Consider the following 24,574-nt stretch of genomic DNA (forward strand, 5'->3'; position numbering starts at 1 on the left):
GTGGCCGGCAACCCGGATCAGCCCCAGGACGAGAGCAGCAGCGCCGACGGCACCGGAACCCCCGGCTCCCCGGCGCCCGGCACCCCTCCGGTCGACCCGGCGACGGCCCGGCTGGTCCAGGAGTGGACCACCGTCGTGGGCGAGCTCCAGACCCACCAGCGCGCGTGGCTCCAGGCCAGCCGCCCGGTGACCCTGCACGGCACGACCGCGATCGTCGCCGTCCCCGACGACTTCACCCGCAAGCGCCTCGAGGGTCGGTTGCGCGGCGAGCTCGAGGACGCCCTCAGCGACCGCTTCGGCCACGACGTCCAGCTCGCGGTCACCGTGGACGCCTCCCTGCGCCACGAGCTGTCCACCGAGGCCGCCCCGCCGTCGTACGACGACCCCGCCTCCTACGCCCCGGCCGCGGGCTACGACGGCTTCGAGCCCGCCTTCGAGCTGCCCGGGGAGACCAGCCCCCCGCCGGCCCAGAACCTGGCGGATCGACAAGTCGCCATGTCGACAAATGGACCTGTCGACCTGTCGACGAAGGGTCCGGGCGCCGAGCAGGGCGGAAACAACGCCGGCCCCGCGGCCACGCCCAGCGGCGAGTCGCGGCTCAACCCGAAGTACACCTTCGAGACCTTCGTCATCGGCTCGTCCAACCGCTTCCCCCATGCGGCGGCGGTCGCGGTGAGCGAGGCGCCCGGACGCAGCTACAACCCGCTCCTCGTGTACGGCGAGTCCGGCCTCGGCAAGACCCACCTGCTGCACGCGATCGGCCACTACGTGCGCACGATCTACGCCGGCTCCAAGGTGCGCTACGTCTCCAGCGAGGAGTTCACCAACGAGTTCATCAACGCGATCCGCGACGACCGGCAGGACCGGTTCAAGCGCAAGTACCGCGACATCGACGTGCTCCTGATCGACGACATCCAGTTCCTCGAGGGCAAGACGCAGACCCAGGAGGAGTTCTTCCACACGTTCAACACGCTCCACAATGCGAACAAGCAGATCGTGCTGACCTCCGACCGCCCGCCGAAGCGGCTCGAGGCGCTGGAGGACCGGCTGCGCAACCGGTTCGAGTGGGGCCTGATCACCGACGTGCAGCCGCCCGACCTCGAGACCCGGATCGCGATCCTGCGCAAGAAGGCCGCGATGGACCGGCTCACCGCGCCCTCGGACGTGCTGGAGTTCATCGCCTCCAAGATCCAGACCAACATCCGCGAGCTCGAGGGCGCCCTCATCCGGGTCACGGCGTTCGCCAACCTCAACCGCCAGGACGTCGACATGACGCTGGCCGAGATCGTCCTCAAGGACCTCATCCCCGAGGGCGGGGAGCCCGAGATCACGGCGTCGCTCATCATCGCCCAGACCGCGGCGTACTTCGGGCTCTCCATCGACGAGCTCACCGGCCCCAGCCGTGGTCGTCACCTGGTGATGGCGCGGCAGATCGCCATGTACCTGTGCCGCGAGCTCACCGGCCTGTCGCTGCCGAAGATCGGCGCGCAGTTCGGCAACCGCGACCACACCACCGTCATGTACGCCGAGCGCAAGATCAACCAGCTCCTCGGCGAGCGGCGCGCCGTGTTCAACCAGGTCAGCGAGCTGACCAACCGGGTGAAGATGCAGGCCCGGCAGTCCTGAGAGCGCGGGGTTGGACGAAGAAACTCACGCTTGGACGATGAAACTTCTTCGTCCCAGCGTGAGTTTCACCGGCCGGCCGGTGAAACTGTCTCCTGTGGAAAACCCACTCCCACCTGTGCGAACTACACGGGGAGGATTCCGTGGACCGGCCAGGCCGGCCGTCCACACCGGCCCTGTCGTCCACACCCAGCCTCGCGGCCGACCGCTTCCTCCACAGCCGCCATCCACCGGCAACCAGGCCTCTCACCTGGGCAAACGCGAGTTCTCCACAGTTTCCACCACCGCTATGACCACTCCCTGACTACCTGCGCACCTCGATCGCCGGAACTCCTCCGGACCTCCGATCTGTGGATGGATTCCCATCGATCCCTCCCCGTGCCGCGCGCTGGGACGACATGGCAGGATGCAACTCCCACCCCACTCGTGAAGAGGTACGACGACGTGAAGTTCCGTGTCGACCGCGACGTCCTCGCCGACGCCGTCGCCTGGGCTGCGCGCAGCCTGCCCGTCCGGCCCAGTGCACCTGTGCTGGCGGGACTCCTCATCGAGGCCGGCGACGACGGACTGGTGCTCTCGACGTTCGACTACGAGACCTCCGCGCGCGCCACGCTGGCGGCCGAGGTGAGCGACGAGGGCAAGGCCCTCGTGAGCGGTCGGCTGCTCGCCGACATCTGCCGCAGCCTCCCCAACAAGCCCGTCGAGCTGGTCCTCGACGGCGCCCGGGTCTCGCTGACCTGCGGCTCCTCGCGCTTCTCGCTGCAGACGCTGCCGGTCGAGGACTACCCCACGATCCCCGAGATGCCGGCCGCCACCGGCACCGTGCCGAGCGAGGCCTTCGCCCACGCGGTGGCCCAGGCCGTCACCGCCGCCGGGCGCGACGACATGCTCCCGGTGCTGACCGGCGTCCGGCTCGAGATCGAGGGCTCGACGATCGCCCTGCTCGCCACCGACCGCTTCCGCCTCTCGCAGCGCGAGCTCGCCTGGAACCCGGGCACCCCGGACGCCACGCTGGCCGCGCTGGTGCCGGCCAAGGTGCTGGGCGACACCGCGAAGTCGCTGACCGCCGGCCCCGAGGTGACCATCGCGCTCTCCGCGTCCGGCTCGGGTGAGGGCATCATCGGCTTCGAGGGCACCGGCCCCGGCGGCGTGCGTCGTACGACGACCCGGCTCCTCGACGGCGAGTTCCCGAAGGTGCGCAGCCTGTTCCCGAGCGAGAAGCTCACCGTCGCCCGGATCGACCGGCAGGAGCTGATCGAGTCGGTCAAGCGGGTCTCGCTCGTCGCCGACCGCAACACCGCCGTCCAGCTCAGCTTCCGCGACGGCGCGCTGGTCCTCGACGCCGGTTCCGGCGACGACGCCCAGGCCTCGGAGTCGGTCGCCGCGGACATCGAGGGCGACGAGCTGGTCACCGGCTTCAACCCGAACTTCCTGCTCGACGGCCTCACGGCGATCGACCAGCCGGTCGTCGAGCTGGCCTTCACCCAGCCCTCGAAGCCGGTCGTCATCAGCGGCACCGGCGACGAGGCGGACAGCGAGGACGGCGGCACGTTCCGCTACCTGCTGATGCCGCGCCGCCTGCTCAGCTGACCCACCCCCAGGACGCACCCCGCACGTCACCCGCACACCACTCGGAGGGAGCACCGCCGTGCACATCGGACTCGTCGGACTCGGAAAGATGGGCGGCAACATGCGCACGCGGTTGCGCAAGGCCGGCCACACCGTCGTCGGCTACGACTTCAACCCCGACCTGGCCGACGTGCCGAGCCTCGCGGCCATGGTCGAGGAGCTCGGCAAGGAGAGCGGCCCGAAGGTCGTGTGGGTGATGGTCCCCGCCGGCGACCCGACCCGCTCGACGATCGCCCAGCTCCGTGAGCTGCTCAGCGAGGGCGACCTCGTGGTCGACGGCGGCAACTCCAAGTACACCGACGACGCCATCAACGCCGCGTCACTGGCCGAGAAGGGCATCGGGTTCGTCGACTGCGGCGTCTCCGGCGGCGTCTGGGGCCTGGAGAACGGCTACGCCCTCATGTACGGCGGCGCGCCGGAGGACATCGCGAAGGTCCAGCCGGCCTTCGACGCGCTCAAGCCCGAGGAGGGCGGCGCGGTCCACGCCGGCCCGACCCCCGGCGCGGGCCACTTCGCGAAGATGGTCCACAACGGCATCGAGTACGCGATGATGCAGGCCTACGCCGAGGGCTGGGAGCTGCTCGAGAAGGTCGACATCGTCGAGAACGTCCCGGCGATCTTCGACTCCTGGCGCCACGGCACGGTCATCCGCTCGTGGCTGCTCGACCTGCTGACCGAGGCGATCACCGACGACGAGCACCTCGACCAGCTGCGCGGCTACGCCGACGACTCCGGCGAGGGCCGGTGGACGGTCCAGGCCGCGATCGACAACGCGGTGCCGATGCACGTCATCGCCTCGTCGCTGTTCGCCCGGTTCACCTCGCGCCAGGAGGACAGCCCCGCGATGAAGGCGATCGCCGCGATGCGCAACCAGTTCGGCGGGCACGCCGTGCACACCGAGCCGCCCCCGGGTGGCGAGGCCAACCCGGACGTCTGATCTGGCGCGAGCGCGTCGCCCGTCGACGCCTGCGCGTAGGCGCTCGCTGCGCTCGGCCCACGCTGGCCGCCGACGCGGCTTCGCCGCGAGCGGCAGCGTGGCGCTCGCTCAGAGGGCGAGGACCGCGCGGACCAGCGCGAACCCGAGCCAGGCCAGGAGGACGACGATCGCCAGCGGGTGCCTGACCAGCCGGTCGAGTGACGGCGGTGCCCCGCGGCGTACCCGCGCGCGCAGCACGGCGACGGCGAGCGCGACCACGACGCTCGCGAGCAGCGGCCCGAAGGGGTGGGCGAGGAAGGACTCGCGCCACCAGCCGTGGGCGAGGTAGACCCAGGAGCGGGTCAGGCCGCAGCCCGGGCAGGGGAGCCCGGTCAGCCGGCGGAACGGGCAGAGCACCGGCCCGTCCTCGATGTGCGCGGGGGAGAGCACGACGCTGGCGCCCAGCGCTACGACGCCGACGGCCGCGACCACCTCGGTGGTCGTCGGCCGCCGGGCCGGCGATCGCGTCGTCTCCATCCGCGGGTGCGGGTCAGCGCAGCGGGCGGCCCTGCGCGTCGGGGACCTTGCGCAGCAGCACGAGCACGAGGTCGATGATCGACCAGATGCCGAGCCCGCCGCAGGTGAGCAGCTTGGCGATGCCCAGGCCGGTGTAGCCGAGGTAGAAGCGGTCGACTCCGAGGAAGCCGAGCAGCCAGGACAGGAGCACCGTCGTCAGCCACTCCTTGTCGGAGTAGAGGCCGGGGACGTCCTTGGCCAGGCCGTACTGCTGGCTGTCGGCCGGCCGCACCGCGGTGTCGGCCTTGATCTGGCCGGAGACGGCCATCTGCGCGAGGGTGCCGAAGTCGATCGGGCCCTGCTCCTGGCCGAGGTAGTTGATGTAGAACGGCCCGGTGGCCGCGGGGGCGCCGTAGCCGGGCTGGCCGCCGAACCCGGGCTGGCCGCCCGGTGCGCCGTACGCCCCGTAGCCCTGCTGTCCAGGGCCCGGCTGCCCGTACCCGGCGGGCGGCTGCTGCGGCGGGGGCTGCTGGGGCGGCTGCTGACCGGAGGGGTCGGGCGTGCCGTAGGGAGGGGTGGGTGGTTGCGTCATGCGGGTCAGCCTAGGGTTTTCCGAGGGCGCCCAAACCCGTACGCGCACGGCGTTCGGGTGGAGAATCGTCACGTGGCCCGGAGTCGAGGAGAGGTGAGCATGTGCACGTCGCACGGCTGAGCCTGCACGACTTCCGCTCCTACGCCGACGTCGACGTCGAGCTCGAGCCCGGGGTCACCGCCTTCGTCGGCCGCAACGGCCAGGGCAAGACCAACCTCGTCGAGGCCGTCGACTATCTCTCCCGCCTGTCCTCGCACCGGGTCGCGACGGACGCGCCGCTGATCCGTGCCGGTGCGGAGCAGGCCGTGATCCGCGCGGCCGTCGTCCGCGAGGGCCGCACCGCGGTGCTCGAGGTCGAGCTCAACCCCGGCCGCGCGAACCGGGCCCGGATCAACCGCTCGCCGCTCTCCCGGGTGCGAGAGCTGGCCGGGATCGTGCGCACGGTGGTGTTCAGCCCCGAGGACCTCGCCCTGGTGAAGGGCGACCCCGGCGGGCGCCGCCGCTTCCTCGACGACCTGCTGGTCCTGCGGACCCCGCGCTACGCGGGCGTGATCGCGGACCACGAGCGCGTGCTCAGGCAGCGCAACACCCTCCTCAAGACCCTGTACGCCGCCCGCGGCTCCAGCCGCGACGCCGCTCTCGCCACCTTGGCGGTGTGGGACGACCACCTGGTCGCGACGGGCACCGAGCTGCTCGCGGCCCGGCTCGCGCTCACCGCCGACCTGGCGCCCTACGTCGGCAAGGCCTACGAGGCGGTCGCCCGCGGCGCCTCGCGCGACGACGCCCGGATCAGCTACGAGGCCACCGTCCCGGAGCCGACCGCCGAGGCCTTCCGCGCCGAGCTCGAGCGACGCCAGGGCGACGAGATCGGCCGGGGCGTCACCCTCGTCGGCCCGCACCGCGACGACCTGCTGCTCACGCTCGGTCCCGGCGACGACCAGCGGCTGCCGGTCCGCGGCTACGCCAGCCACGGGGAGTCGTGGTCGTTCGCCCTGGCGCTGCGACTGGCGTCGTACGACCTGCTGCGCGCGGACGGCGACGACCCGATCCTCATCCTCGACGACGTCTTCGCCGAGCTCGACACCGAGCGGCGCGTGCAGCTGGCCGGCCTCGTCGCCGGCGCCGAGCAGGTGCTGGTCACCGCCGCGGTGGCGGCCGACGTACCGGCCGAGCTGGCGGGCATGACCTTCCAGGTGGCCGCCGGCGAGGTGACCCGTGGCTGACCCGGAGCGCCCCGAGGCCGGGGAGGCCGAGGACTCACAGCCGGAGGAGCACCGCTCCGACGGCCTCGACCTCGCCCGGGCCCAGATGCAGGGCACCGCGGGCGCCAGCGCGGTGCCGGCGAAGCGCCGCCCGTGGCGCACGCCCGGCAGCGGCGAGCGGGCCTGGACCCCGGGGCGCCGCCGGGCGCGCGGCGAGGCGCAGCTCAGCGGAGCCCACCCGGACGGGCGCGACCCGCAGGGCCTCGGGACCGAGGTGGACCGGCTCATCGACGGGCGGGGCTGGGGCCTGGACCTCCAGGTGCGCGGCGTGTTCGCACGCTGGGCCGAGATCGTCGGCCCCGAGATCGGCGCGCACAGCACGCCCGAGTCGCTGACCGACGGCGTCCTCGTGGTGCGGACCGACTCCACCGCCTGGGCCACCCAGCTCAAGCTGCTCGCGAGCTCGGTGGTCAAGCGCCTCAACGCCGAGCTGGGCGAGGGCACGGTCACCGTCGTCGAGGTGCTCGGCCCGCACGCGCCCACCTGGAAGCACGGCCGGCGCAAGGCGCCGGGCAGCCGGGGACCGCGCGACACCTACGGCTGATCCCCGGGCTCATCGCTGGGGCGGCCCGGGGCGGCCGGCGGCGTACGGGGACTCACCCGACCCCCTCCGCGGCCCTCCCATCGGCGATTCTGAGCCGTCTGGGCCCCCATTTCGCGCGCGGTTGTCCCCATGCCGGGTGCCGACACGTGTCCTGCGGCCCTCAGACGGCTAGAATGGGCCATCGGCCGGGAACGCGTCTCGGGACGCTCGACTCGGCCTTCGCCATGCCTTCGGCAATTCCCGATCCGTCGCGGCACGGCGTCCGGCGGAACGACCAAGTGAATGAGGTAGCGCGTGTCCACTGACGACCAGTCCCCTGAGGTCGTGCCCGAGGTCCCCGAGGCGACGCCCGCCGTGCTTCCGGAGTACGACGCCTCCGCGATCCAGGTGCTCGAGGGACTCGAGGCGGTCCGCAAGCGGCCCGGCATGTACATCGGCTCCACCGGCGAGCGCGGTCTGCACCACCTGATCTGGGAGATCGTCGACAACGCGGTGGACGAGGCGCTCGCCGGCTACTGCGACACGATCAAGGTCACCCTCAACGCCGACGGCTCGGTGAGCGTGGTCGACAACGGCCGCGGCATCCCGACCGACACCGCGCCCGGCCAGGAGCTGCCCGCCGCGACCCTCGCCCTGACCGTGCTCCACGCGGGCGGCAAGTTCGGCGGCGGTGGCTACAAGGTCTCCGGCGGTCTGCACGGCGTCGGCTCCTCGGTCGTCAACGCGCTCTCGACGCGGCTGCACCTCGAGGTGAAGAACCGCGGCTACCTGTGGGAGCAGGAGTTCTCCCTCGGCGTACCGGACTATCCGCTGCGCCAGGTGCGCCCCCTCGAGGAGGGCGAGCGGACCGGTACGACGGTCACCTGGTGGGCGTCGCCGGAGATCTTCGAGACCACCGACTACAACCTCGAGACGATCTCGACCCGCTTCCGCGAGATGGCCTTCCTCAACAAGGGCCTGCGGATCGAGCTGCGCGACGCCCGGCCGAAGGCCGAGGAGCTGGCGGCCGCGGTCGAGGACGGCACCGGCGAGGTGGACGGGGTCGCGGACGCCGCGACGGAGATCCACGCCGCGGAGGTCGACGGGCACAAGGCGCTCGAGCAGGTCTTCCAGTACGAGCGCGGACTCGCCGACTACGTCGACTTCCTCAACCGTCGCAAGACCCCGATCAGCTCGATCATCGCCGCCGAGGCCGACACCGGCGACGACGTGCCGAACCCGATGAGCCTCGAGCTGGCGATGCAGTGGCAGGCGTCGTCGTACAACGAGTCGGTCCACACCTTCGCCAACACCATCAACACGCCCGAGGGCGGCACCCACGAGGAGGGCTTCCGCGCGGCGCTCACCTCGCTGGTGAACCGGTGGGGCGAGGAGTGGGGCCTGATCAAGAAGAAGGAGGACCGGCTCACCGGTGACGACATCCGCGAGGGTCTCACCGCCATCATCAGCCTGAAGATCTCCAACCCGCAGTTCGAGGGCCAGACCAAGGCCAAGCTCGGCAACACCGAGGCCAAGGGCTTCGTGCAGTCGGTCGTCAACGACCAGCTCGGCGCCTGGCTGGAGCAGAACCCCAGCGAGGGCAAGGAGATCATCCGCAAGGCGCAGGCCGCCGCCACCGCCCGGATCGCCGCGCGCAAGGCCCGCGACCTGGCGCGCAACCGCAAGGGCCTGCTCGGGAGCGGGAGCCTGCCCGGCAAGCTCTCCGACTGCCAGTCGACGAACCCCGAGGAGTGCGAGGTCTTCATCGTCGAGGGCGACTCCGCCGGCGGCTCGGCCCGGCAGGGCCGCGACCCGCGGATCCAGGCGATCCTCCCGATCCGCGGCAAGATCCTCAACGTCGAGAAGGCGCGCATCGACAAGGTCCTGGGCAACCAGGAGGTGCAGTCGATCATCTCCGCGCTCGGCACGGGCATCCACGAGGAGTTCGACGAGGCCAAGCTGCGCTACCACAAGGTCGTGCTGATGGCCGACGCCGACGTCGACGGCCACCACATCAACACCCTGCTGCTGACTCTGCTCTTCCGGTTCATGAAGCCGCTCATCGAGCACGGCTACGTCTACATGGCCCAGCCGCCGCTCTACCGGATCCGCTGGAACAAGCCGCACGAGCACGAGTTCGTCTACTCCGACGCCGAGCGCGACGCGCTGATGCGCGACGGCCTCGAGCAGGGCAAGAAGCTGCCCAAGGAGAACCCGGTCCAGCGCTACAAGGGTCTCGGCGAGATGAACGCCAAGGAGCTGTGGGAGACCACGATGGACCCGAGCCAGCGGCTGATGCTGCAGGTGACCCTGGACGACGCGGCCCAGGCCGACGAGATCTTCTCGATCCTGATGGGGGAGGACGTCGAGCAGCGCCGGTCCTTCATCCAGCGCAACGCCAAGGACGTCCGCTTCCTCGATATCTAAGTGTCTAGCGCGCTTCTTAGATATCCGTAGAGCAGATCAGAAAGAGCAATCGTGACTGAGATCCAGAGCAACCTCGGCGGCGACGGGACCGGCGGCGGCCGCATCGAGCCGATCGAGCTGCAGACCTCGATGCAGCGCGCGTACATCGACTACGCGATGGCCGTCATCGTCGGCCGGGCGCTGCCCGACGTCCGCGACGGCCTCAAGCCGGTGCACCGCCGGGTCCTCTACGCCATGTACGACGGCGGCTACCGCCCCGACCGCGGCTTCTCCAAGTGCTCGCGCGTCGTCGGCGACGTCATGGGTCAGTACCACCCCCACGGCGACACCGCGATCTACGACACCCTCGTCCGCCTCGCCCAGCCGTGGGTGATGCGCGCGCCGCTGGTCCAGGGCCAGGGCAACTTCGGCTCCCCGGGCAACGACTCGGCCGCCGCGATGCGGTACACCGAGTGCCGGATGGCGCCGTTGGCGATGGAGATGGTCCGCGACATCGAGAAGGAGACCGTCGACTTCCAGCCCAACTACGACGGTCGCTCGGAGGAGCCGGTCGTCCTCCCCTCGCGCTTCCCCAACCTGCTGGTCAACGGCTCGGCCGGCATCGCGGTCGGCATGGCCACCAGCATCCCGCCGCACAACCTGCGCGAGGTCGCCGAGGGCGCCCAGTGGGCGCTGGAGCACCCCGACGCCACCCGCGAGGAGCTGCAGGACGCGCTCATCGAGCGGATCAAGGGCCCGGACTTCCCCAACGGCGCCCTGATCGTGGGCCACAACGGCATCGAGCAGGCCTACCGCACCGGCCGCGGCTCGATCACCCAGCGCGCGGTGATCGAGGTCGACGAGGACAGCCGCGGGCGCACCTGCCTGGTCATCACCGAGTTGCCCTACATGGTCAACCCGGACAACCTGGCGCTGAAGATCGCCGAGCTCGCCGACTCGGGCAAGGTGCAGGGCATCAGCGACGTCCGCGACGACACCTCCGACCGCACCGGGCAGCGCCTGGTGGTGGTGCTCAAGCGCGACGCGGTCGCGCGCGTCGTACTGAACAACCTGCTCAAGCACACCGAGCTGCAGACCAACTTCAGCGCCAACATGCTGGCGCTGGTGGACGGCGTGCCGCGCACGCTGAGCATCGACCAGTTCATCAGCAACTGGATCGAGCACCAGGTCGAGGTCATCCGGCGCCGGACCGAGTACCTCCTGCGCGAGGCCGAGAAGCGGGCTCACATCCTGCGCGGCCTGGTCAAGGCGCTCGACATGCTCGACGAGGTGATCGCGCTGATCCGGCGCTCGCCCGACGTGGCGGAGGCGCGCGAGGGCCTGATCCAGCTGCTCGACATCGACGAGATCCAGGCGACCGCGATCCTCGACATGCAGCTGCGCCAGCTGGCCGCGCTGCAGCGCCAGAGGATCATCGACAACCTGGCCGAGATCGAGCTCGAGATCGCCGACTACAAGGACATCCTCGCCAACGTCACGCGGCAGCGGCAGATCGTGGCCGACGAGCTCGGCGAGATCGTGGAGAAGTACGGCAACGACCGTCGTACCCAGATCATCGCGGCCGACGGCGACCTGTCCATGGAGGACCTGATCCCCGACGAGGAGCTGGTCGTCTCGATCACCCGTGGCGGCTACGCGAAGCGGACGCTGGCCAACCAGTACCGCACGCAGAAGCGCGGCGGGAAGGGCGTGCGCGGCGCCTCGCTGCGCGGCGACGACGTGGTGGAGCACTTCATCTCCACCACCAACCACCACTGGCTGCTGTTCTTCACGACGGCCGGTCGGGTCTACCGGATCAAGGCCTACAACCTCCCGGAGGCCTCCCGCGACGCCAAGGGCGGTCACGTCGCCGGCCTGCTGTCCTTCCAGCCGGACGAGTCGATCGCGCAGGTGCTGGCGATCCGCGACTACGAGCAGGCGCCGTACCTCGTCCTGGCGACGAAGAAGGGCCTGGTCAAGAAGACCCGTCTCGGCGACTACAACAGCCCGCGCCAGGCCGGCGTCATCGCGATCAACTTCCGCGACGACGACGACGAGCTGATCGGCGCCGAGCTGGTCAGCAGCGACGACTCGATCCTGCTGGTCTCTCGCAAGGGCCAGTCGATCCGGTTCGGCGCGGACGACGAGCAGCTGCGCCCGATGGGCCGGGCGACGTCCGGCGTGACCGGCATGAAGTTCCGCGACGGCGACGCCGTGCTCTCGATGACCGTGATCCGCGCCGCCGACGCCGCGCACGAGGAGAGCGACGAGAACGTCCAGTACGTCTTCACCATCACCGACGGCGGCTACGCCAAGCGGACGCGGATCTCGGAGTACAAGATCCAGGGCCGCGGCGGCCTGGGCGTGAAGGCGATGAAGCTCGAGAACGAGGAGCGCGGCTCCCTGGTCGGCGCCTTCATCGTCGTCGACGGCGACGAGGTCCTCTCGATCACCCAGTCCGGCCAGGTCGTGCGCAGCCCGATCAACGAGGACTTCCGCCCGACCGGCCGCGCCACGCAGGGCGTGAAGTTCGTCAGCCCGAAGAAGGGCGACGCCGTCGCGGTCGTGGCTCGCTCCGTGGAGGCCAAGGAGGCCGACGAGGGGATCCTCGACGAGGGCGCCGTGGAGGGCGTCATCGAGAGCGTCGCCGAGGCCGCGGTCGAGGGTGTGATCGAGACCGCGGAGGTCGCGACGGAATCGCCCGATCAGGCTCCGGATGCCACAATCGAGGGATCCGAGGCCGCGAACGAGGCCGATGGGGAGAGTGAGGGCTGATGACCGAGCGCGTCGAGGACACCGTGGTTCGGCCGGCTGCTGCCGGCCGGCCCGCAGGCGCGCCCTCGGCGCCCGGGACCGCCCCCGTCCCCCCGTCCGCGCAGGCCGCGCCGGCGCGGGGCCGTGCCCCGCGCCGGGCCCGGCTCCGGCTGACCCGTATCGACCCGTGGTCGGTCATGAAGACCTCCTTCCTGCTCTCCATCGCCTTCGCTGTCGTCACCGTCGTGTCGGTGGCGATGGTGTGGCAGGTGCTCGGCGCGGCCGGCGTCTGGGACTCGATCAACTCCACCATCCAGGAGAGCATCGGCGGCGAGGACCTCGCGTCCTTCCGGATCGAGGACTACGTCGGCACCAGCCGCGTGCTCGGGTTCACCATGCTCGTGGCGGCCATCGACGTCGTACTGATCACGGCGGCGGCGACCCTGGTCGCCTTCCTCTACAACATGTCCGCCGCGCTCCTCGGCGGCGTGGAGATCACCCTCGCCGAGGACAACTGACCCCGCCGCTGGTTGAGGTGCGAGGCGCGCCAGCGCCGAGCCTCGAAACCAAGGCGCTGCCTCAGGCGCCAGGGACCCCGGCCGCTGTCGCTGGTTGAGATGCGAGGCGCCCCAGCGCCAGGGCGCCGTCCGGTGGTTGAGGTGTGAGGCGCCCCAGCGCCGAGCCTCGAAACCACGGCCCCCACCCCGCCTCCCGCCCCGTTTTGTCCCCCGCTCACCCGCTCCGGTAAGGTCTGTCCTCGGCTTGCTGCCGCGGGGCTTCCACCCAGAGCGGCGAGTCACCCGGGCCTATAGCTCAGACGGTTAGAGCACCACACTGATAATGTGGGGGTCAGAGGTTCAAGTCCTCTTAGGCCCACGGAAAGCCCCGGCCGCGTCACGCGGACCGGGGCTTCTTTGGAAGAACGGGAGTGTGCAGTGAAGAAGCTGGTCCTCGCGGCCCTGGCCGCGCTCGGAGCGGTCGTCGCCAGCAAGAAGCTGCGGCAGAGCAAGGCCGAGCAGGCCCTCTGGGCCGAGGCCACCGACACCCTCCCGAAGAACTGAATCACCCGGCCGTACGCCGTGTCGTCGCGCCTGCGATGCGCACCGGTGGCCGTCAGGGGCCTTGGCGCAATTGGTAGCGCACCTGCTTTGCAAGCAGGGGGTTAGGGGTTCGAGTCCCCTAGGCTCCACTCGACGAAACCGCAGGTCAGCCTGCGGTTTCTGTCATTTTCGGAACCAGCGTCCGGACTTGTGAAGCCCGGCTGTGGGGGACTGGCGGGGGAAGGTCCAGCGGGGATTGCCGGGTCCGGAGACTTCAGCCGGACCCATGGCCGAAGATGGGGATCATGCCCATCCCGGACGACGTGTGGAACGAACTCATCGAGATGCAACCGGGGGAGCTGAAGAACCGAGCGCCGCTCGCCTCGAGGTGGGGCGAGGAGCAGCTCGATGAGCTCGTCGAGGCGGGACACCTCGACGTCGAGGGCGGTCGGGTGAGCCGCACCAAGGTGTCGGTCGACGCCGAGGCGCTGTGGGAGGCCCTTCCGGACGACGGCTCAACCATGGGCAACCAGCGCGCCCGCACCGAGCTCGGCTGGAAGAGCGAGAAGCGGTACGACGCTGCGAAGGCGCTCCTGCTCGCGACAGATGAGATCGCAGTCGGGCGTGGTCGGGGTGGCTCGCTGCGTCGGAAGATCGACGCGGACGAGGCGGTGGCTCCGTCCCAGCCGAAGGCAGCACCCGCCGAAGCCGGTCCCTCGGCCGCCAAGCCGAAGCCGGCGGCGAAGGCCAAACCGGCAAAGCCGACCAAGTCCCTGGAGCAACGGCTCTGGGATGCGGCCGACGCGCTGCGTGGCAACCAGGAGCCCAGTGAGTACAAGCACGTCGTCCTTGGCCTGGTCTTCCTGAAGTACATCTCCGACCGGTTCGAGGCCCGCCGCCGTGAGCTCGAAGCAGAGCTCGTCGCAGACGGAATGCCGGAGAACCGCATCTCGGACTTCCTCGAGGTGCGCGACGAGTACAAGTCGAAGAACGTCTTCTGGGTGCCCGAAGAGGTTCGCTGGAAAGCGATCCAGGACCGGGCGAAGCTGCCGACGATAGGCACCGACATCGACGCGGCCATGGACCTGATCGAGAAGGAGAATCCCGTCATCCGCGGCGTCCTCCCGCGCAACTACGGACGCGAGGGCCTCGACAAGGGACGCCTCGGCCAGCTCGTCGACCTGATCGGATCCATCGGGTTCACCGAGACCGACGACCACGGGTCAGACGACGTCCTCGGCCGTGTCTACGAATACTTCCTCGGCCAGTTCGCCGGGAAAGAGACGGGCAAGGACGCCGGCGCGTTCTACACACCCCGCAGCGTGGTCAAGACGCTCGTGGAGATGCTCGAGCCGTTCGAGGGCCGTGTCTACGACCCCGCTTGCGGATCGGGCGGCATGTTTGTCCAGTCGGCCGAGTTCGTTAAGGCCCACGGCGGCAGCACCGACAAGATCTCCGTCTACGGCCAGGAGTACACCGACGCCACCTGGCGACTGGCCAAGATGAACCTCGCCCTGCGCGGCATCGAAGCCGACCTCGGCGAACGCTCCGCTGACACCTTCACCGCCGACCTCCACCCCGACCTGCGTGCCGACTTCATCCTCGCCAACCCGCCGTTCAACGTCTCGAACTGGTGGGACGCCAAGCTCGCCGACGACCCGCGCTGGAAGTACGGCACCCCGCCCGCCGGCAACGCGAACTTCGCCTGGGTCCAGCACTTCGTGCACCACCTCTCCCCGAAGGGCACCGCCGGGTTCGTCCTCGCCAACGGCTCGCTGTCGTCGAAGTCCGGAGGGGAGGGCGAGATCCGCCGGAGGCTGGTCGAGGCCGACCTGGTGGACTGCATCGTGGCCATGCCGGAACGCTTGTTCTTCAACACCGGCATCCCCGTCAGCCTATGGTTCGTCTCGAAGGAGCGCCACGGCAACGGCCACCGCGACCGCCACGGCGAGGTGCTGTTCATCGACGCCCGCAAGCTCGGCCGCATGGAGACCCGGCGGCTGCGCGTCCTCGATGACGGCGACGTCGCGCGCATCGCCGACACCTACCACGCCTGGCGCAACCACGACGGCGGCTACACCGACGTCCCCGGCTTCGCGAGGGCAGCCAGCCTCGACGAGATCAGGGCCCACGACTTCGTTCTCACCCCTGGCCGGTACGTCGGCGCCGAGGACGCCGTAGCCGACGACGAGCCAATCGCCGACAAGATCGAGCGCCTCACCAAGGAGTTGTACGCCGAGTTCGACCGGGGCAGGGGTTTAGAAGCTGAGATCCGTTCACGCCTGGCGGTGCTCGAGTGACCGATGCAGCTTTCACGGACTTGCTGAGCGCCATCATTGACAACCGCGGACGCACAGCGCCCACCGCCGAGTCTGGGATCCCACTGATCGCGACGAACTGCATCAAGGACAACGCCCTCTATCCGGTCAAGGAGAAGGTTCGTTACGTCGACAATGAGACGTACAGGACCTGGTTCCGAGGACACCCAGAGCCGGGCGACATCTTGTTCGTCTGCAAGGGATCCCCGGGCAGAACTGCCCTGGTTCCCAACCCGGTCGACTTTGTTGTCGCTCAGGACATGGTCGCCGTTAGGGCAGACGCGACGAAGATCTATCCGAGGTTCCTGCTGGCTGCACTGCGGTCACCTGGTGTCCGCGGCCAGGTCGAGAACATGCATGTCGGGTCCCTGATTCCGCATTTCAAGAAGGGCGACTTCGACAAGCTGCGGATTCCAACGCCAGCCAGGACGGTGCAGGAGGCGGTCGGCGATCTCTACTTCGCCATGTCAGAGAAGATCGAGTCCAACCGCCGATCGGCCGAGATCGAGCTCGAGCTCGCGGCCGCGCTGCTCGTCGGCGGAACCGAAACGATCCGCGTCGGTGACGTCGCCGACGTTGATAAGGGCCTTTCCTACAAGGGGGCTGGACTCGATGACGGGTCGGCGACGAACGCAATCCCGATGGTGAACCTTGGGAGCTTCAGCACGTCGGGAGCGCTCAAGCCAGACGGCCTTAAGTACTACACAGGCGATTTCAAGCAGAAGCATCGCCTTGCGGCGTGGGACCTTGTCGTAGCCAACACGGACCTCACCCAGAGTCGGGAGATCCTCGGGCGAGGATTCCTCGTCCCGTCGACGCTGCAAGGAGCTCTCCACACGCACCACACCTCGGTCGTTCGGTTTCGTGAGCGTTCGGAGCTCGCGCCCTTCCTGTGGGCCCGCCTGCAGTCACCCGAGTTTCGCGACCGTGCGAAGGGGTTCGCGACCGGAACGACTGTGACCGCGCTGCCCCGGGAGGCGCTGCTGGACTACGAGTTCTCGGTTCCCTCCAATCCAGAGCTGTCGCTGGCTGCGGCACGCGGACTGATTGAGCATTCCTGGCAACTCGCGGCCGAGTCAGCCGCGGTCACCAGAACACGGGACGCGCTGTTGCCCGAGCTGCTCTCTGGCCGCATTCGGGTCCCGGAGGCCGATGCCGTCGTACAGGATGGGACCGAGTAGAGGGAGGCAGGCGTGGGCAAGTCGGACTACCCGGTCAGGGAGCTGGTCGCCAAGATCGAGCGCGGCGAGCTCCAGCTGCCTGAGATGCAGCGCAAGTACGTCTGGACGTCCACCAAGGTCCGCGATCTGCTGGATTCGCTGTATCGCGAGTACCCGTCCGGCGTGATCCTGACTTGGCAGCCGGCGGCGACGGTCGAAACTCGCGCCTTCGCTGTCGCGACGAACAGCGAGCCGGTGACGGCGCCACTGTTGCTGCTCGACGGCCAGCAGCGTCTCACATCGCTCTCGGCGGTGCTGCGTGGTGAGCCGGTCACGGTCAAGAACCGCAAACGTCCGGTCGAGATCCTGTTCAACCTCGACCATCCCGACGAGCTCACGTTCATTACCGAGGTTGCCGAGGACAACGAGAGCCACGAGGACGCCGACGATGCCGACGATGTCGACTCCGACCTGATCACGCGCGTCAACCGCCGAGCCTTTGTCGTCGCCAGCAACCAGGTCGCGGCGCTGCCCAACTGGGTCAAGGTCACCGACGTCTTCAAGAAGTCCGACTCCGAGCTGCTCAAGGCGGCAGGCGTCACCGGGTTCGACGATCCCAACTATGAGCGGTACTCGGCACGGCTGAAGCAGTTGCGTTCGATCGCCGACTACTCCTACCGCGTCGACATCCTCGAGCCCTCGAAGTCGTATGAGGAAGTCACCGAGATCTTCGTGCGGGTCAACTCGCTCGGCGCCAAGCTCCGCAGCTCCGACCTGGCCCTCGCGCAGATCACCGCGAAGTGGAACGGGTCTCTCGCCCTCTTCAACGCCTACCAGGCCGAGGTCGCGCATAGGGGCTTCGATCTGGACCTTGGTGTGCATCTCAAAACCCTCATCGCGATCATCACCGGCCAGTCCCGGTTCCTCACGGTCGCATCGCTGACCCAGCAGGCGCTGGAGGACGGGTGGAAGCGCACCAAGCGTGCGATGGACTTCGCGGTCAACTTCGCCCAGCAGAACGTCGGGGTCGACAGCCCTACTCTGCTCTCGTCGCCGTTCCTGATGATCGCCACCGCCTCCTGGGGCGCACAGATGAACTACAAGATCTCCGACAAAGACGCCGCTGCGTTCCGGAAGTGGTTCCTCCTGGCCAACGCGAAGGGCCGCTACTCGCGCGGGTCCACCGAAACCCTCCTCGACCAGGACCTGGCGGCCCTGCGCTCGGAGGACAGGATCGGCGGCCTCAATCAGCGTCTGGTCCAGCAGGTCGGTCGCCTCGACTTCACCGCGGCCGACCTGGTCGGTCGCACCGCACGCAGTGGAGCCTTCAAGACCATGTTCCTCGCGTTCCGCGCCGACGGCGCGAAAGACTGGGCGACTAATCTGCTCATCAGCCCAAAGCTCGCCGGGCACGCCGACAAGATCGAGTTCCACCACGTCTTCCCCAAGGCGTACATGAAGAAGGCCCGGCCCGACATCGACGGCCGGGACGTCGACGAGATCGCCAACCTCGCGTTCATCAGCTCCAAGACCAACAAGGACATCAGCGCCAAGGCTCCGGCCGACTACGCGCCGAAGTACTCCAAGGAGCAACTGGCAAAGCAGCTGGTGGTCTTCGATGACACGAACGCCGTGCCCGAGGGCTTCGAGAAGTTCGTCACCCAACGCCGTGAGCTGATCGCGGCCCGACTCAACGAGTTCCTCGCCATCGCGGAGAGCCAGTGAGCGGGTTCGACGAGGCGGTGATCGAGGACGCCGCCCTCGACTACCTCCGCGAGGTCGGGTACGCGACCGAGTTCGGTCCCCGGATTGGGCCCGGCGGCGCTGCCGAGGAGCGAGCTTCCTGGGACGAGGTCTACCTGCTCGACCGGCTCCGAGCAGCAGGTCGACGGCTCAACCCTGATCACACCGACCTCGTGGACGAAGCGATCAAGCGCCTGGGGCGAGCGGAGTCGCAGTCTGAGCTCCCCGAGAACCTCCGCGTGCACCGACTGCTCGTCGACGGCGTGCCGGTCGAGCACCGCGGCGCCGACGGGCAGGTCCGAACGGTGTACCTCCGGCTCATCGACTTCGACCAGCCTGACCAGAATGACTGGCTCGCGGTCAACCAGGTCACCGTCGTCGGCAGCAAGAACCGCCGACCCGACGTGCTCGTCTACGTCAATGGCATCCCCTTGGGCTTGCTCGAGCTGAAGAGTTCCGCCGCCGAGCACGCGACGCTCCGCACCGCATGGAATCAGGTGCAGACCTACCGCACCGACATCCCCGCTGTGTTCACGGCCAACGCGGTAGCGGTCATCTCCGACGGGACCTCGGCCGCGATGAGCTCCTTCACCGGCGCCTTCGAGCACTACGCACCATGGAAGACCGTCGACGGTCGCGACGTCGTCACGAACAAGCCTGCCCTGGAGGTCCTGCTCAAGGGTGTGTTCGAGCCGGCCCGGTTTCTCGACCTGCTGAAGAACTTTGTCGTGTTCTCGGACGAGGCCGCGGGCCTGGTCAAACGCGTCGCGAAGTACCACCAGTATTGGGCCGTCAACGCTGCCGTCGAGTCCACAGTCGAAGCCGCCAGTCCGAACGGCGATCGCCGCGGCGGCGTCGTCTGGCACACGCAGGGTTCCGGCAAGAGCATCGAGATGCTCCTCTTCGCCGCGAAGGTGATGCGGGACCCGCGGATGGGCAACCCGACCCTGGTCTTCCTCACCGACCGGAACGACCTGGACGACCAACTGTTCGCCGAGGTCTTCGCACCCGCGGCCATCCTGCCGGAGAAGCCCGTCCAGGCCGCGTCCAGAACGGACCTGCGCTCGCTGCTGCAGCGCGCCTCGGGCGGCATCATCTTCACGACACTGCAGAAGTTCGCGCCCTTGGTCGGCGATGATGTCAACCCCGTGCTGACCGATCGGCGCAACGTCGTGGTGGTCGCCGACGAGGCCCACCGTTCGCAGTACGGCTTCGGCGAGACTCTGGCCGCCGACGGCACCCTTAAGGCCGGGCTCGCGAAGCACATGCGCGACGCCCTGCCAGGAGCGACCTTCCTCGGGTTCACCGGCACGCCCATCGAGACTGGGGACAAGTCCACCCGCTCGGTCTTCGGCGAGTACATCGACATCTACGACCTCACCCGCGCCGTCGAAGACGGCGCCACGGTCAAGATCTACTACGAGTCCAGGCTCGCGAAGGTCGCCCTGTCGGAGGCCGACATGGGCGCACTCGACGAACTCGCCGACGAGATCACCAGCGAGATCGAGGAGGACGAGGCGCGGAAGGCCAAGTCCAAATGGGCCCGGCTCGAGGCCATCGTCGGTGCCGAGGACCGCCTCGACCTCATCGCCGCCGACATCGTGCAGCACTGGGAGAAGCGCCGCGCGGCGATGCTTGGCAAGGCGATGATCGTGACGATGTCGCGTCGCATCGCCGTACGGCTTTACGAGAAGATCGTGGCCCTGCGTCCCGACTGGCACTCCGACGACCCGATGGCCGGCCGGATCAAGGTCGTCATGACCGGTTCCGCCGCCGACCCGCCGGCATTCCAACCGCACCTGCACTCCAAGGACGTGCGACGGGAGATCAAGGCACGCGCTAAGAACCCCGACGATCCGCTCGAGATCGTCATCGTCCGCGACATGTGGCTCACCGGCTTCGATGCCCCGTCGATGCACACCATCTACGTCGACAAGACCATGCAGGGTGCCGGGCTCATGCAGGCGATCGCACGCGTCAACCGCACCTTCCGCGACAAGCCCGGCGGCCTGATCGTCGACTACATCGGTGTCTTCGCGAACCTCCAGAAGGCACTCGTCGAGTACTCACCCTCCGACCGCGACCAGGCCGGCGTCCCGATCGAAGAGCTCGTTGACGCGATGCTCGAGAAGCACGACATCATTCGTGGTCTGTTGCACGGTTGCGACTTCAATGCCTCGCCCGACCTCTCCGCGGGCCAGCGGCTCGCGGAGCACGCCAAGGTGCTCGACTTCGTCATGGCCGACCAGGACCGGCAAACCCGGTTCCTCGATCAGGTCCTCGCCCTGGCAAAGGTCTATGCGCTGGCCGGCGCTAGAGAAGAAGCCGCCGCGATCCGCAACGACGTACGGCTCTTCACCGACGTGCGAGCCGCAATCATGAAGATCCTGAACCCCGACTCGGGACGTGCCGGATCCGGTGCCGTCGAAGTGGATACCGCCATCGGGCAGCTCGTAAACGAGGCGGTCGCCGCCGACGAGGTGGTCGACATCTACAAGCTCGCCGGCGTCGAGACACCCGAGATCTCGATCCTCTCCGACGAGTTCCTCGACTCCCTGGCCCACAAGGACAAGCCCAACCTCCAACTCGGGCTCCTGCGCAGGATCCTCAACGACCGGATCAAGACCGTCGCCCGGTCGAACCTCGTCCAGTCGCGCAAGTTCTCCGAGCAGCTGGAGGAGGCGATCAACAAGTACACCAACCGCTCGCTCACCACGGCCGAGATCATCGCGGAATTGGTCAAGCTCGCCAAGGAGATGCGCGACCAGGCCAGCCGGCACGAGCAGCTGGGCCTGACCGAGGCCGAAGCCGCCTTTTACGACGCGATCGTGCAGAACGAGGCGGCAGTCCTCGAGCTCGGCGACGAGAAGCTCAAGAAGATCTCGGTCGACCTCGTCTGGTCGGTTCGCAATTCGGTGACGATCGATTGGAACTACAAGGAGTCCGTAAAGGCTGGGATGCGGTCGAAGGTCCGTCGCCTGCTCGCGATCAACGGCTACCCGCCCGACCTCGAAGAGAAGGCCATCGAGCTCGTCCTCGAACAGGCAGAGCTCTTCGCCGGAGTCGGGTCTGGGAGCTGCTGATGGACGTGGTCTGGGACCAGTTCGAGCCAGACGAGCCGCTCACAGCTGGTGAGTACGCGGTGCGACGAACGCTTGGCCGGTTCATCACGAGCAGGGCCTTCCCGTTGAAGTACGGCCGCGCGAGCGAAGTTGGACAGCCGACCAAGACGGCATGGCAGGTGGTTGCGGATGATCTGGGTGAAGGTGATCTCGATGGGCCGACGAGCATGACAGAGGATCTCTACCGGTCCCCCAAGGGGCGCGTTCAAGTCCAGGCGCGGGTGGTGGGCGATGTCGGCGGCGTCTCCGAGATCCGCATCCAGCGCGTCGAGGGTGCCAGCGGCCCCAACCCTCAAGTCGTGGATGCCATCCGACTTGATGCCGAGGGCGCCCGGAGGCTGTTCGACTTCTGCGCGCTTCTTAGCGGCGTTGACCCCCGGGAACCGCATGGCTTCCGCGTCGACGAGGCCATGATCCGGCAGGTCGTGGCGGATCCGGAGCGGCTCGAGGCGATCTACGCCGAGGATCCAAGCGCTCTGCGTGCGCTCATCGAAGGCGACGTCGACGCCACGGATGTGCTCGCTCTGCGGGCACGGCAGGAAGTCGTGGAGAGGTTCAGCCGCATGCTTTCCGACGCCGACTTCTTCGCCGAGGTGGCCGAGGGTCGAGGCCCAGAGGTCGTTTGGCAGCGCTTCTTCGAGGCCAATCCCTGGCTGCTCGGAGTTGGTCTGTCTGCCCACCTCTTCACCTCGTGGGATCCGCAGCGCCTGGAGAGGTACGTAGCAGGTTCGAGCGTCGCTGGGCCAGGCAAGGAAGCCGACGCTCTCATGGAGACGGCTGGTGCGATCAAGGCCCTCGTCTACGCCGAGATCAAGAGGCACGATGTCCCTCTCTTGGAAGCGAGCCACTTCCGCTCGGGCGCTTGGCCGGTATCAACTCATGTCACCCGAGGAGTTGCTCAGGCACACGCCACCGTGCGCCGGGCACAGGATGACATCGGCCGCCAACTCGAGCGAAAGGTCGATGGCTACGTCACGGGCGAGCGCGCCTACAACCTCAAGCCTCGCAGCTATCTGGTGGTCGGCACGCTCGAGGGCCTGACGGACGACGGCCGCATCCACGAGGAGAAATTTCTGGCCTTCGAAGGGTTTCGGCGGTCGATCACCGAACCCGAAATCCTGACATATGACGAGGTACTGGCGAGAGCCAAGGCCTTCCTCGAGCTGGCGAAGGTGTCGCCAGGCTCCGCGGATGAGATCGCTGGCGATGGGGAGCCGCCGTTCTGATTGCACGGGGGTCGCCGCCGTTCGGGGTGGTTATGGAGGTCGCGGTCTCGCTTCCGCCGCCGCATCCCCAGGCGCCGGCGACACGGGTGCTGCTGTCGCACTTCCCCTACGCCGCCAACTCCCATGACGAGGACCGCTACGCGCAGTTCCGGCTGCGCGACGAGGGCATCCCGCTGCTCCACGGCCATGCGCACGAGGCGTTCCGCGAGCGTCGTACCAAACGCGGGACGTGGGGCATCAACGTCGGCGTCGACTGGTGGGACTACGCGCCCGTGTCAGCTGAGACGCTCGCTCGCCGACGAGCACGGTGAGCTGTTCGACCGGATCATTGCCGTCGGCGTCGAGAAGGACGGTGGCGACCTGTACGGCCTGGACCTCAAGAACTCCAAGATCCGTCGCGCCGTCTATGAGTCGCCGGCAGACACAGACTCGATCAAGACGCTCTTCACCGACCACGGCAAGAAGTACACGACCATCCCCGAGGGCCTGGTGAAGAAGAAGGACTCCTGAGCCGGCTGCTACATACGGTCGATCCAGGTATCGCCCTCACGGTCGTCCCACGAGCTGCGAGCACTGCTGCCTGCTGCCCCTGGCTGAGCCTTGCGGCGCGCTGTGAGCTTCTCAGCGACCTGGCGCGCTTCGACGAAGGTCAGCTCGCGTAGCGATGCCACCGGTCTGCCGGCGAGCTCGACGATGAGCGCCTGGCGTTCTGCCATGGACTCCAGGCCGACGTCGTCCAGCGCCCTCCTGAGGTTCGCCACGAGCCAGTCCGGCACCTCATCGGGGTCGGGTACGGCGACCTGCGGGGGAGCGGGCCGGGGGTCGGCGAACAGGCCGTCGTCAGCATCGTCATGCACTGGCCAAGCCTATGCACCGGAGTTGTCGGTCGTCTCCGCGAGAACGTCCTCATAGCTCGACGACCCGGTGGTCACCAGGTGTGGTTCGAGCAGAAGTCCGCGTGAAAAAGGTTGCCGGCCTTCCTCGCCTCATCCACAAGCGGGTGAGGCCCATTCGTCATGGGCCAGGACCACGACCGGAGCCGCACCTTTGAGCCATCCAGCGTGGGAGCCTGCTGGCTGCCGCGGCTGGGAAGCAGCACTGCGTTGCCGTCTGGTCCGACCACGGCAACGCCGCGGGTGCTGCCACCGAACTGAAGCACAGTGCGGTCGCCGGCGGATCCCGGTGCGAGTTTGACGATCGTCGCGGTGCCATCGAGAGGGAGATTCCCTGATTGGATCGCGGCTCGGATCGGCCTGACGCCGATGGCGGTTGACCAGCATTACCCGAGCGTCGCGAAGGCGAGAACGAACGCGGACTTGATGTCGGACATGACCAGCGGGAGTTCGTCAACGACCTTGAGCACGGATCCGCTCTCGTCGACGCGGGTTCCGTGCACGGAGCACCCACCGGGCAAGTCGCCGTGGCGCTTGATCTGTGGGTGAGCGGCCTCGCGTTCGAACTTCAGGTTCGCACCACCATTGCAGCCCTTGCAGGTCAGCACGACCGTCGTTGCGTCTCCCAGGATCGAGACGCCGGATTGCTGCGGAGCGTGCTCCTCATCGAACTGGTCGAGGTCCTTCATCTTCATGCAGATGGGGCACCTGAGGCGTCGCTGCCCGAGCATCGTGGAGTAGCCCGAGCAGTCGGCAGCGCCGATCTGGTTCATATGGTGCACCCACGCGTGACGTTGGTCGAGGAAGAGCTGCTCACGGCGGTTGCGGCGCGCGTTGCGGTCTCTTGTCAT

The 24,574-nt window shown here is 68.4% G+C and carries 19 protein-coding genes and 2 tRNA genes; 17 read left to right on the top strand and 4 right to left on the bottom strand.

From position 1 onward, the window contains the following. Positions 1 to 111: 111 nt before the first annotated feature. The 3 genes from dnaA to gnd all read left to right on the top strand — a co-directional run bounded on the left by dnaA (position 112) and on the right by gnd (position 4,189). Complete coding sequence (gene dnaA, locus ACJ5H2_RS00005) at positions 112 to 1,626, top strand: chromosomal replication initiator protein DnaA (protein WP_408899667.1); 1,515 nt, start codon at positions 112 to 114, stop codon at positions 1,624 to 1,626. A 441-nt stretch (positions 1,627 to 2,067) separates the two neighbouring features. Continuing rightward, positions 2,068 to 3,213: a DNA polymerase III subunit beta gene (gene dnaN, locus ACJ5H2_RS00010; RefSeq protein ID WP_408897509.1), complete on the top strand. Its 1,146-nt coding sequence runs from the start codon at positions 2,068 to 2,070 to the stop codon at positions 3,211 to 3,213. 58 nt (positions 3,214 to 3,271) lie between these two features. Then, positions 3,272 to 4,189 carry a phosphogluconate dehydrogenase (NAD(+)-dependent, decarboxylating) gene (gnd, locus tag ACJ5H2_RS00015; RefSeq protein WP_408897510.1) on the top strand — a complete coding sequence of 306 codons (918 nt, stop codon included), beginning with the start codon at positions 3,272 to 3,274 and terminating at the stop codon, positions 4,187 to 4,189. A 108-nt stretch (positions 4,190 to 4,297) separates the two neighbouring features. On the opposite strand, the gene ACJ5H2_RS00020 is transcribed toward gnd, so the two are convergent. Next, positions 4,298 to 4,705: a DUF2752 domain-containing protein gene (locus ACJ5H2_RS00020; RefSeq protein ID WP_408897511.1), complete on the bottom strand. Its 408-nt coding sequence runs from the start codon at positions 4,703 to 4,705 to the stop codon at positions 4,298 to 4,300. Between the two features lie 13 nt (positions 4,706 to 4,718). Further along, on the bottom strand, positions 4,719 to 5,276 hold the full coding sequence (locus ACJ5H2_RS00025) for an NINE protein (protein WP_408897512.1): 558 nt from the start codon (positions 5,274 to 5,276) through the stop codon (positions 4,719 to 4,721). A gap of 101 nt (positions 5,277 to 5,377) precedes the next feature. On the opposite strand from ACJ5H2_RS00025, the gene recF reads away from it, so the two are divergent. From recF to ACJ5H2_RS00095, 14 genes are all read left to right on the top strand, one after another. Then, positions 5,378 to 6,499 carry a DNA replication/repair protein RecF gene (recF, locus tag ACJ5H2_RS00030; protein ID WP_408897513.1) on the top strand — a complete coding sequence of 374 codons (1,122 nt, stop codon included), beginning with the start codon at positions 5,378 to 5,380 and terminating at the stop codon, positions 6,497 to 6,499. Beyond that, the gene (locus tag ACJ5H2_RS00035; RefSeq protein WP_408897514.1) at positions 6,492 to 7,082 is read left to right on the top strand and encodes a DUF721 domain-containing protein; all 591 of its coding nucleotides are present in this window, start codon (positions 6,492 to 6,494) and stop codon (positions 7,080 to 7,082) included. The genes recF and ACJ5H2_RS00035 overlap by 8 nt, the downstream gene beginning before the upstream one ends. Positions 7,083 to 7,376: 294 nt before the next feature. Next, positions 7,377 to 9,488 carry a DNA topoisomerase (ATP-hydrolyzing) subunit B gene (gyrB, locus tag ACJ5H2_RS00040; RefSeq protein ID WP_408897515.1) on the top strand — a complete coding sequence of 704 codons (2,112 nt, stop codon included), beginning with the start codon at positions 7,377 to 7,379 and terminating at the stop codon, positions 9,486 to 9,488. Positions 9,489 to 9,617: 129 nt separating this feature from the next. Continuing rightward, positions 9,618 to 12,242 carry a DNA gyrase subunit A gene (gyrA, locus tag ACJ5H2_RS00045; RefSeq protein ID WP_408899668.1) on the top strand — a complete coding sequence of 875 codons (2,625 nt, stop codon included), beginning with the start codon at positions 9,618 to 9,620 and terminating at the stop codon, positions 12,240 to 12,242. Continuing rightward, complete coding sequence (locus ACJ5H2_RS00050) at positions 12,242 to 12,739, top strand: DUF3566 domain-containing protein (RefSeq protein ID WP_408897516.1); 498 nt, start codon at positions 12,242 to 12,244, stop codon at positions 12,737 to 12,739. The genes gyrA and ACJ5H2_RS00050 overlap by 1 nt, the downstream gene beginning before the upstream one ends. A 284-nt stretch (positions 12,740 to 13,023) precedes the next feature. After that, positions 13,024 to 13,097 (top strand) — tRNA-Ile (locus ACJ5H2_RS00055). A gap of 59 nt (positions 13,098 to 13,156) precedes the next feature. Then, entirely contained in the window at positions 13,157 to 13,282 is a 126-nt protein-coding gene (locus tag ACJ5H2_RS00060) for a DLW-39 family protein (protein ID WP_408897517.1), read from the top strand. A 55-nt stretch (positions 13,283 to 13,337) separates the two neighbouring features. Continuing rightward, a tRNA-Ala gene (locus ACJ5H2_RS00065) sits at positions 13,338 to 13,410 on the top strand. Between the two features lie 156 nt (positions 13,411 to 13,566). After that, a complete protein-coding gene (locus ACJ5H2_RS00070; protein ID WP_408897518.1) occupies positions 13,567 to 15,561 on the top strand; it encodes a type I restriction-modification system subunit M in 1,995 nt (664 codons plus the stop codon). Continuing rightward, the gene (locus tag ACJ5H2_RS00075; RefSeq protein ID WP_408897519.1) at positions 15,558 to 16,760 is read left to right on the top strand and encodes a restriction endonuclease subunit S; all 1,203 of its coding nucleotides are present in this window, start codon (positions 15,558 to 15,560) and stop codon (positions 16,758 to 16,760) included. Before ACJ5H2_RS00070 ends, ACJ5H2_RS00075 begins: the two co-directional genes overlap by 4 nt. Positions 16,761 to 16,772: 12 nt before the next feature. Then, positions 16,773 to 18,464 (top strand): DUF262 domain-containing protein, encoded by a 1,692-nt coding sequence (locus ACJ5H2_RS00080; RefSeq protein ID WP_408897520.1) that lies wholly within the window; start codon positions 16,773 to 16,775, stop codon positions 18,462 to 18,464. Between the two features lie 17 nt (positions 18,465 to 18,481). Beyond that, a complete protein-coding gene (locus ACJ5H2_RS00085) occupies positions 18,482 to 21,565 on the top strand; it encodes a type I restriction endonuclease subunit R (RefSeq protein ID WP_408899669.1) in 3,084 nt (1,027 codons plus the stop codon). Beyond that, positions 21,565 to 22,830, top strand: a complete 1,266-nt coding sequence (locus tag ACJ5H2_RS00090; protein ID WP_408897521.1) for a Shedu immune nuclease family protein — start codon at positions 21,565 to 21,567, stop codon at positions 22,828 to 22,830. Before ACJ5H2_RS00085 ends, ACJ5H2_RS00090 begins: the two co-directional genes overlap by 1 nt. 186 nt (positions 22,831 to 23,016) lie before the next feature. Beyond that, a complete protein-coding gene (locus tag ACJ5H2_RS00095; protein WP_408897522.1) occupies positions 23,017 to 23,340 on the top strand; it encodes a hypothetical protein in 324 nt (107 codons plus the stop codon). A gap of 8 nt (positions 23,341 to 23,348) precedes the next feature. On the opposite strand, the gene ACJ5H2_RS00100 is transcribed toward ACJ5H2_RS00095, so the two are convergent. Both ACJ5H2_RS00100 and ACJ5H2_RS00105 read right to left on the bottom strand, forming a co-directional pair. Further along, positions 23,349 to 23,687 carry a hypothetical protein gene (locus ACJ5H2_RS00100; protein ID WP_408897523.1) on the bottom strand — a complete coding sequence of 113 codons (339 nt, stop codon included), beginning with the start codon at positions 23,685 to 23,687 and terminating at the stop codon, positions 23,349 to 23,351. A gap of 422 nt (positions 23,688 to 24,109) precedes the next feature. Then, positions 24,110 to 24,574 (bottom strand): hypothetical protein, encoded by a 465-nt coding sequence (locus ACJ5H2_RS00105; protein WP_408897524.1) that lies wholly within the window; start codon positions 24,572 to 24,574, stop codon positions 24,110 to 24,112.

It is taken from the genome of Nocardioides pymetrozini, from assembly GCF_046058985.1.
Classification (GTDB): domain Bacteria; phylum Actinomycetota; class Actinomycetes; order Propionibacteriales; family Nocardioidaceae; genus Nocardioides.

Excerpts from the sequence above, each read along its gene's own strand:
- gyrA (WP_408899668.1), top strand. The coding sequence starts at position 9,618 with ATGCAGCGCGCGTACATCGACTACGCGATGGCCGTCATCGTCGGCCGG.
- ACJ5H2_RS00020 (WP_408897511.1), bottom strand. The coding sequence starts at position 4,705 with ATGGAGACGACGCGATCGCCGGCCCGGCGGCCGACGACCACCGAGGTG.
- ACJ5H2_RS00105 (WP_408897524.1), bottom strand. The coding sequence starts at position 24,574 with ATGACAAGAGACCGCAACGCGCGCCGCAACCGCCGTGAGCAGCTCTTC.
- ACJ5H2_RS00025 (WP_408897512.1), bottom strand. The coding sequence starts at position 5,276 with ATGACGCAACCACCCACCCCTCCCTACGGCACGCCCGACCCCTCCGGT.
- ACJ5H2_RS00090 (WP_408897521.1), top strand. The coding sequence starts at position 21,565 with ATGGACGTGGTCTGGGACCAGTTCGAGCCAGACGAGCCGCTCACAGCT.
- ACJ5H2_RS00095 (WP_408897522.1), top strand. The coding sequence starts at position 23,017 with ATGCGCACGAGGCGTTCCGCGAGCGTCGTACCAAACGCGGGACGTGGG.
- ACJ5H2_RS00050 (WP_408897516.1), top strand. The coding sequence starts at position 12,242 with ATGACCGAGCGCGTCGAGGACACCGTGGTTCGGCCGGCTGCTGCCGGC.
- ACJ5H2_RS00070 (WP_408897518.1), top strand. The coding sequence starts at position 13,567 with ATGCCCATCCCGGACGACGTGTGGAACGAACTCATCGAGATGCAACCG.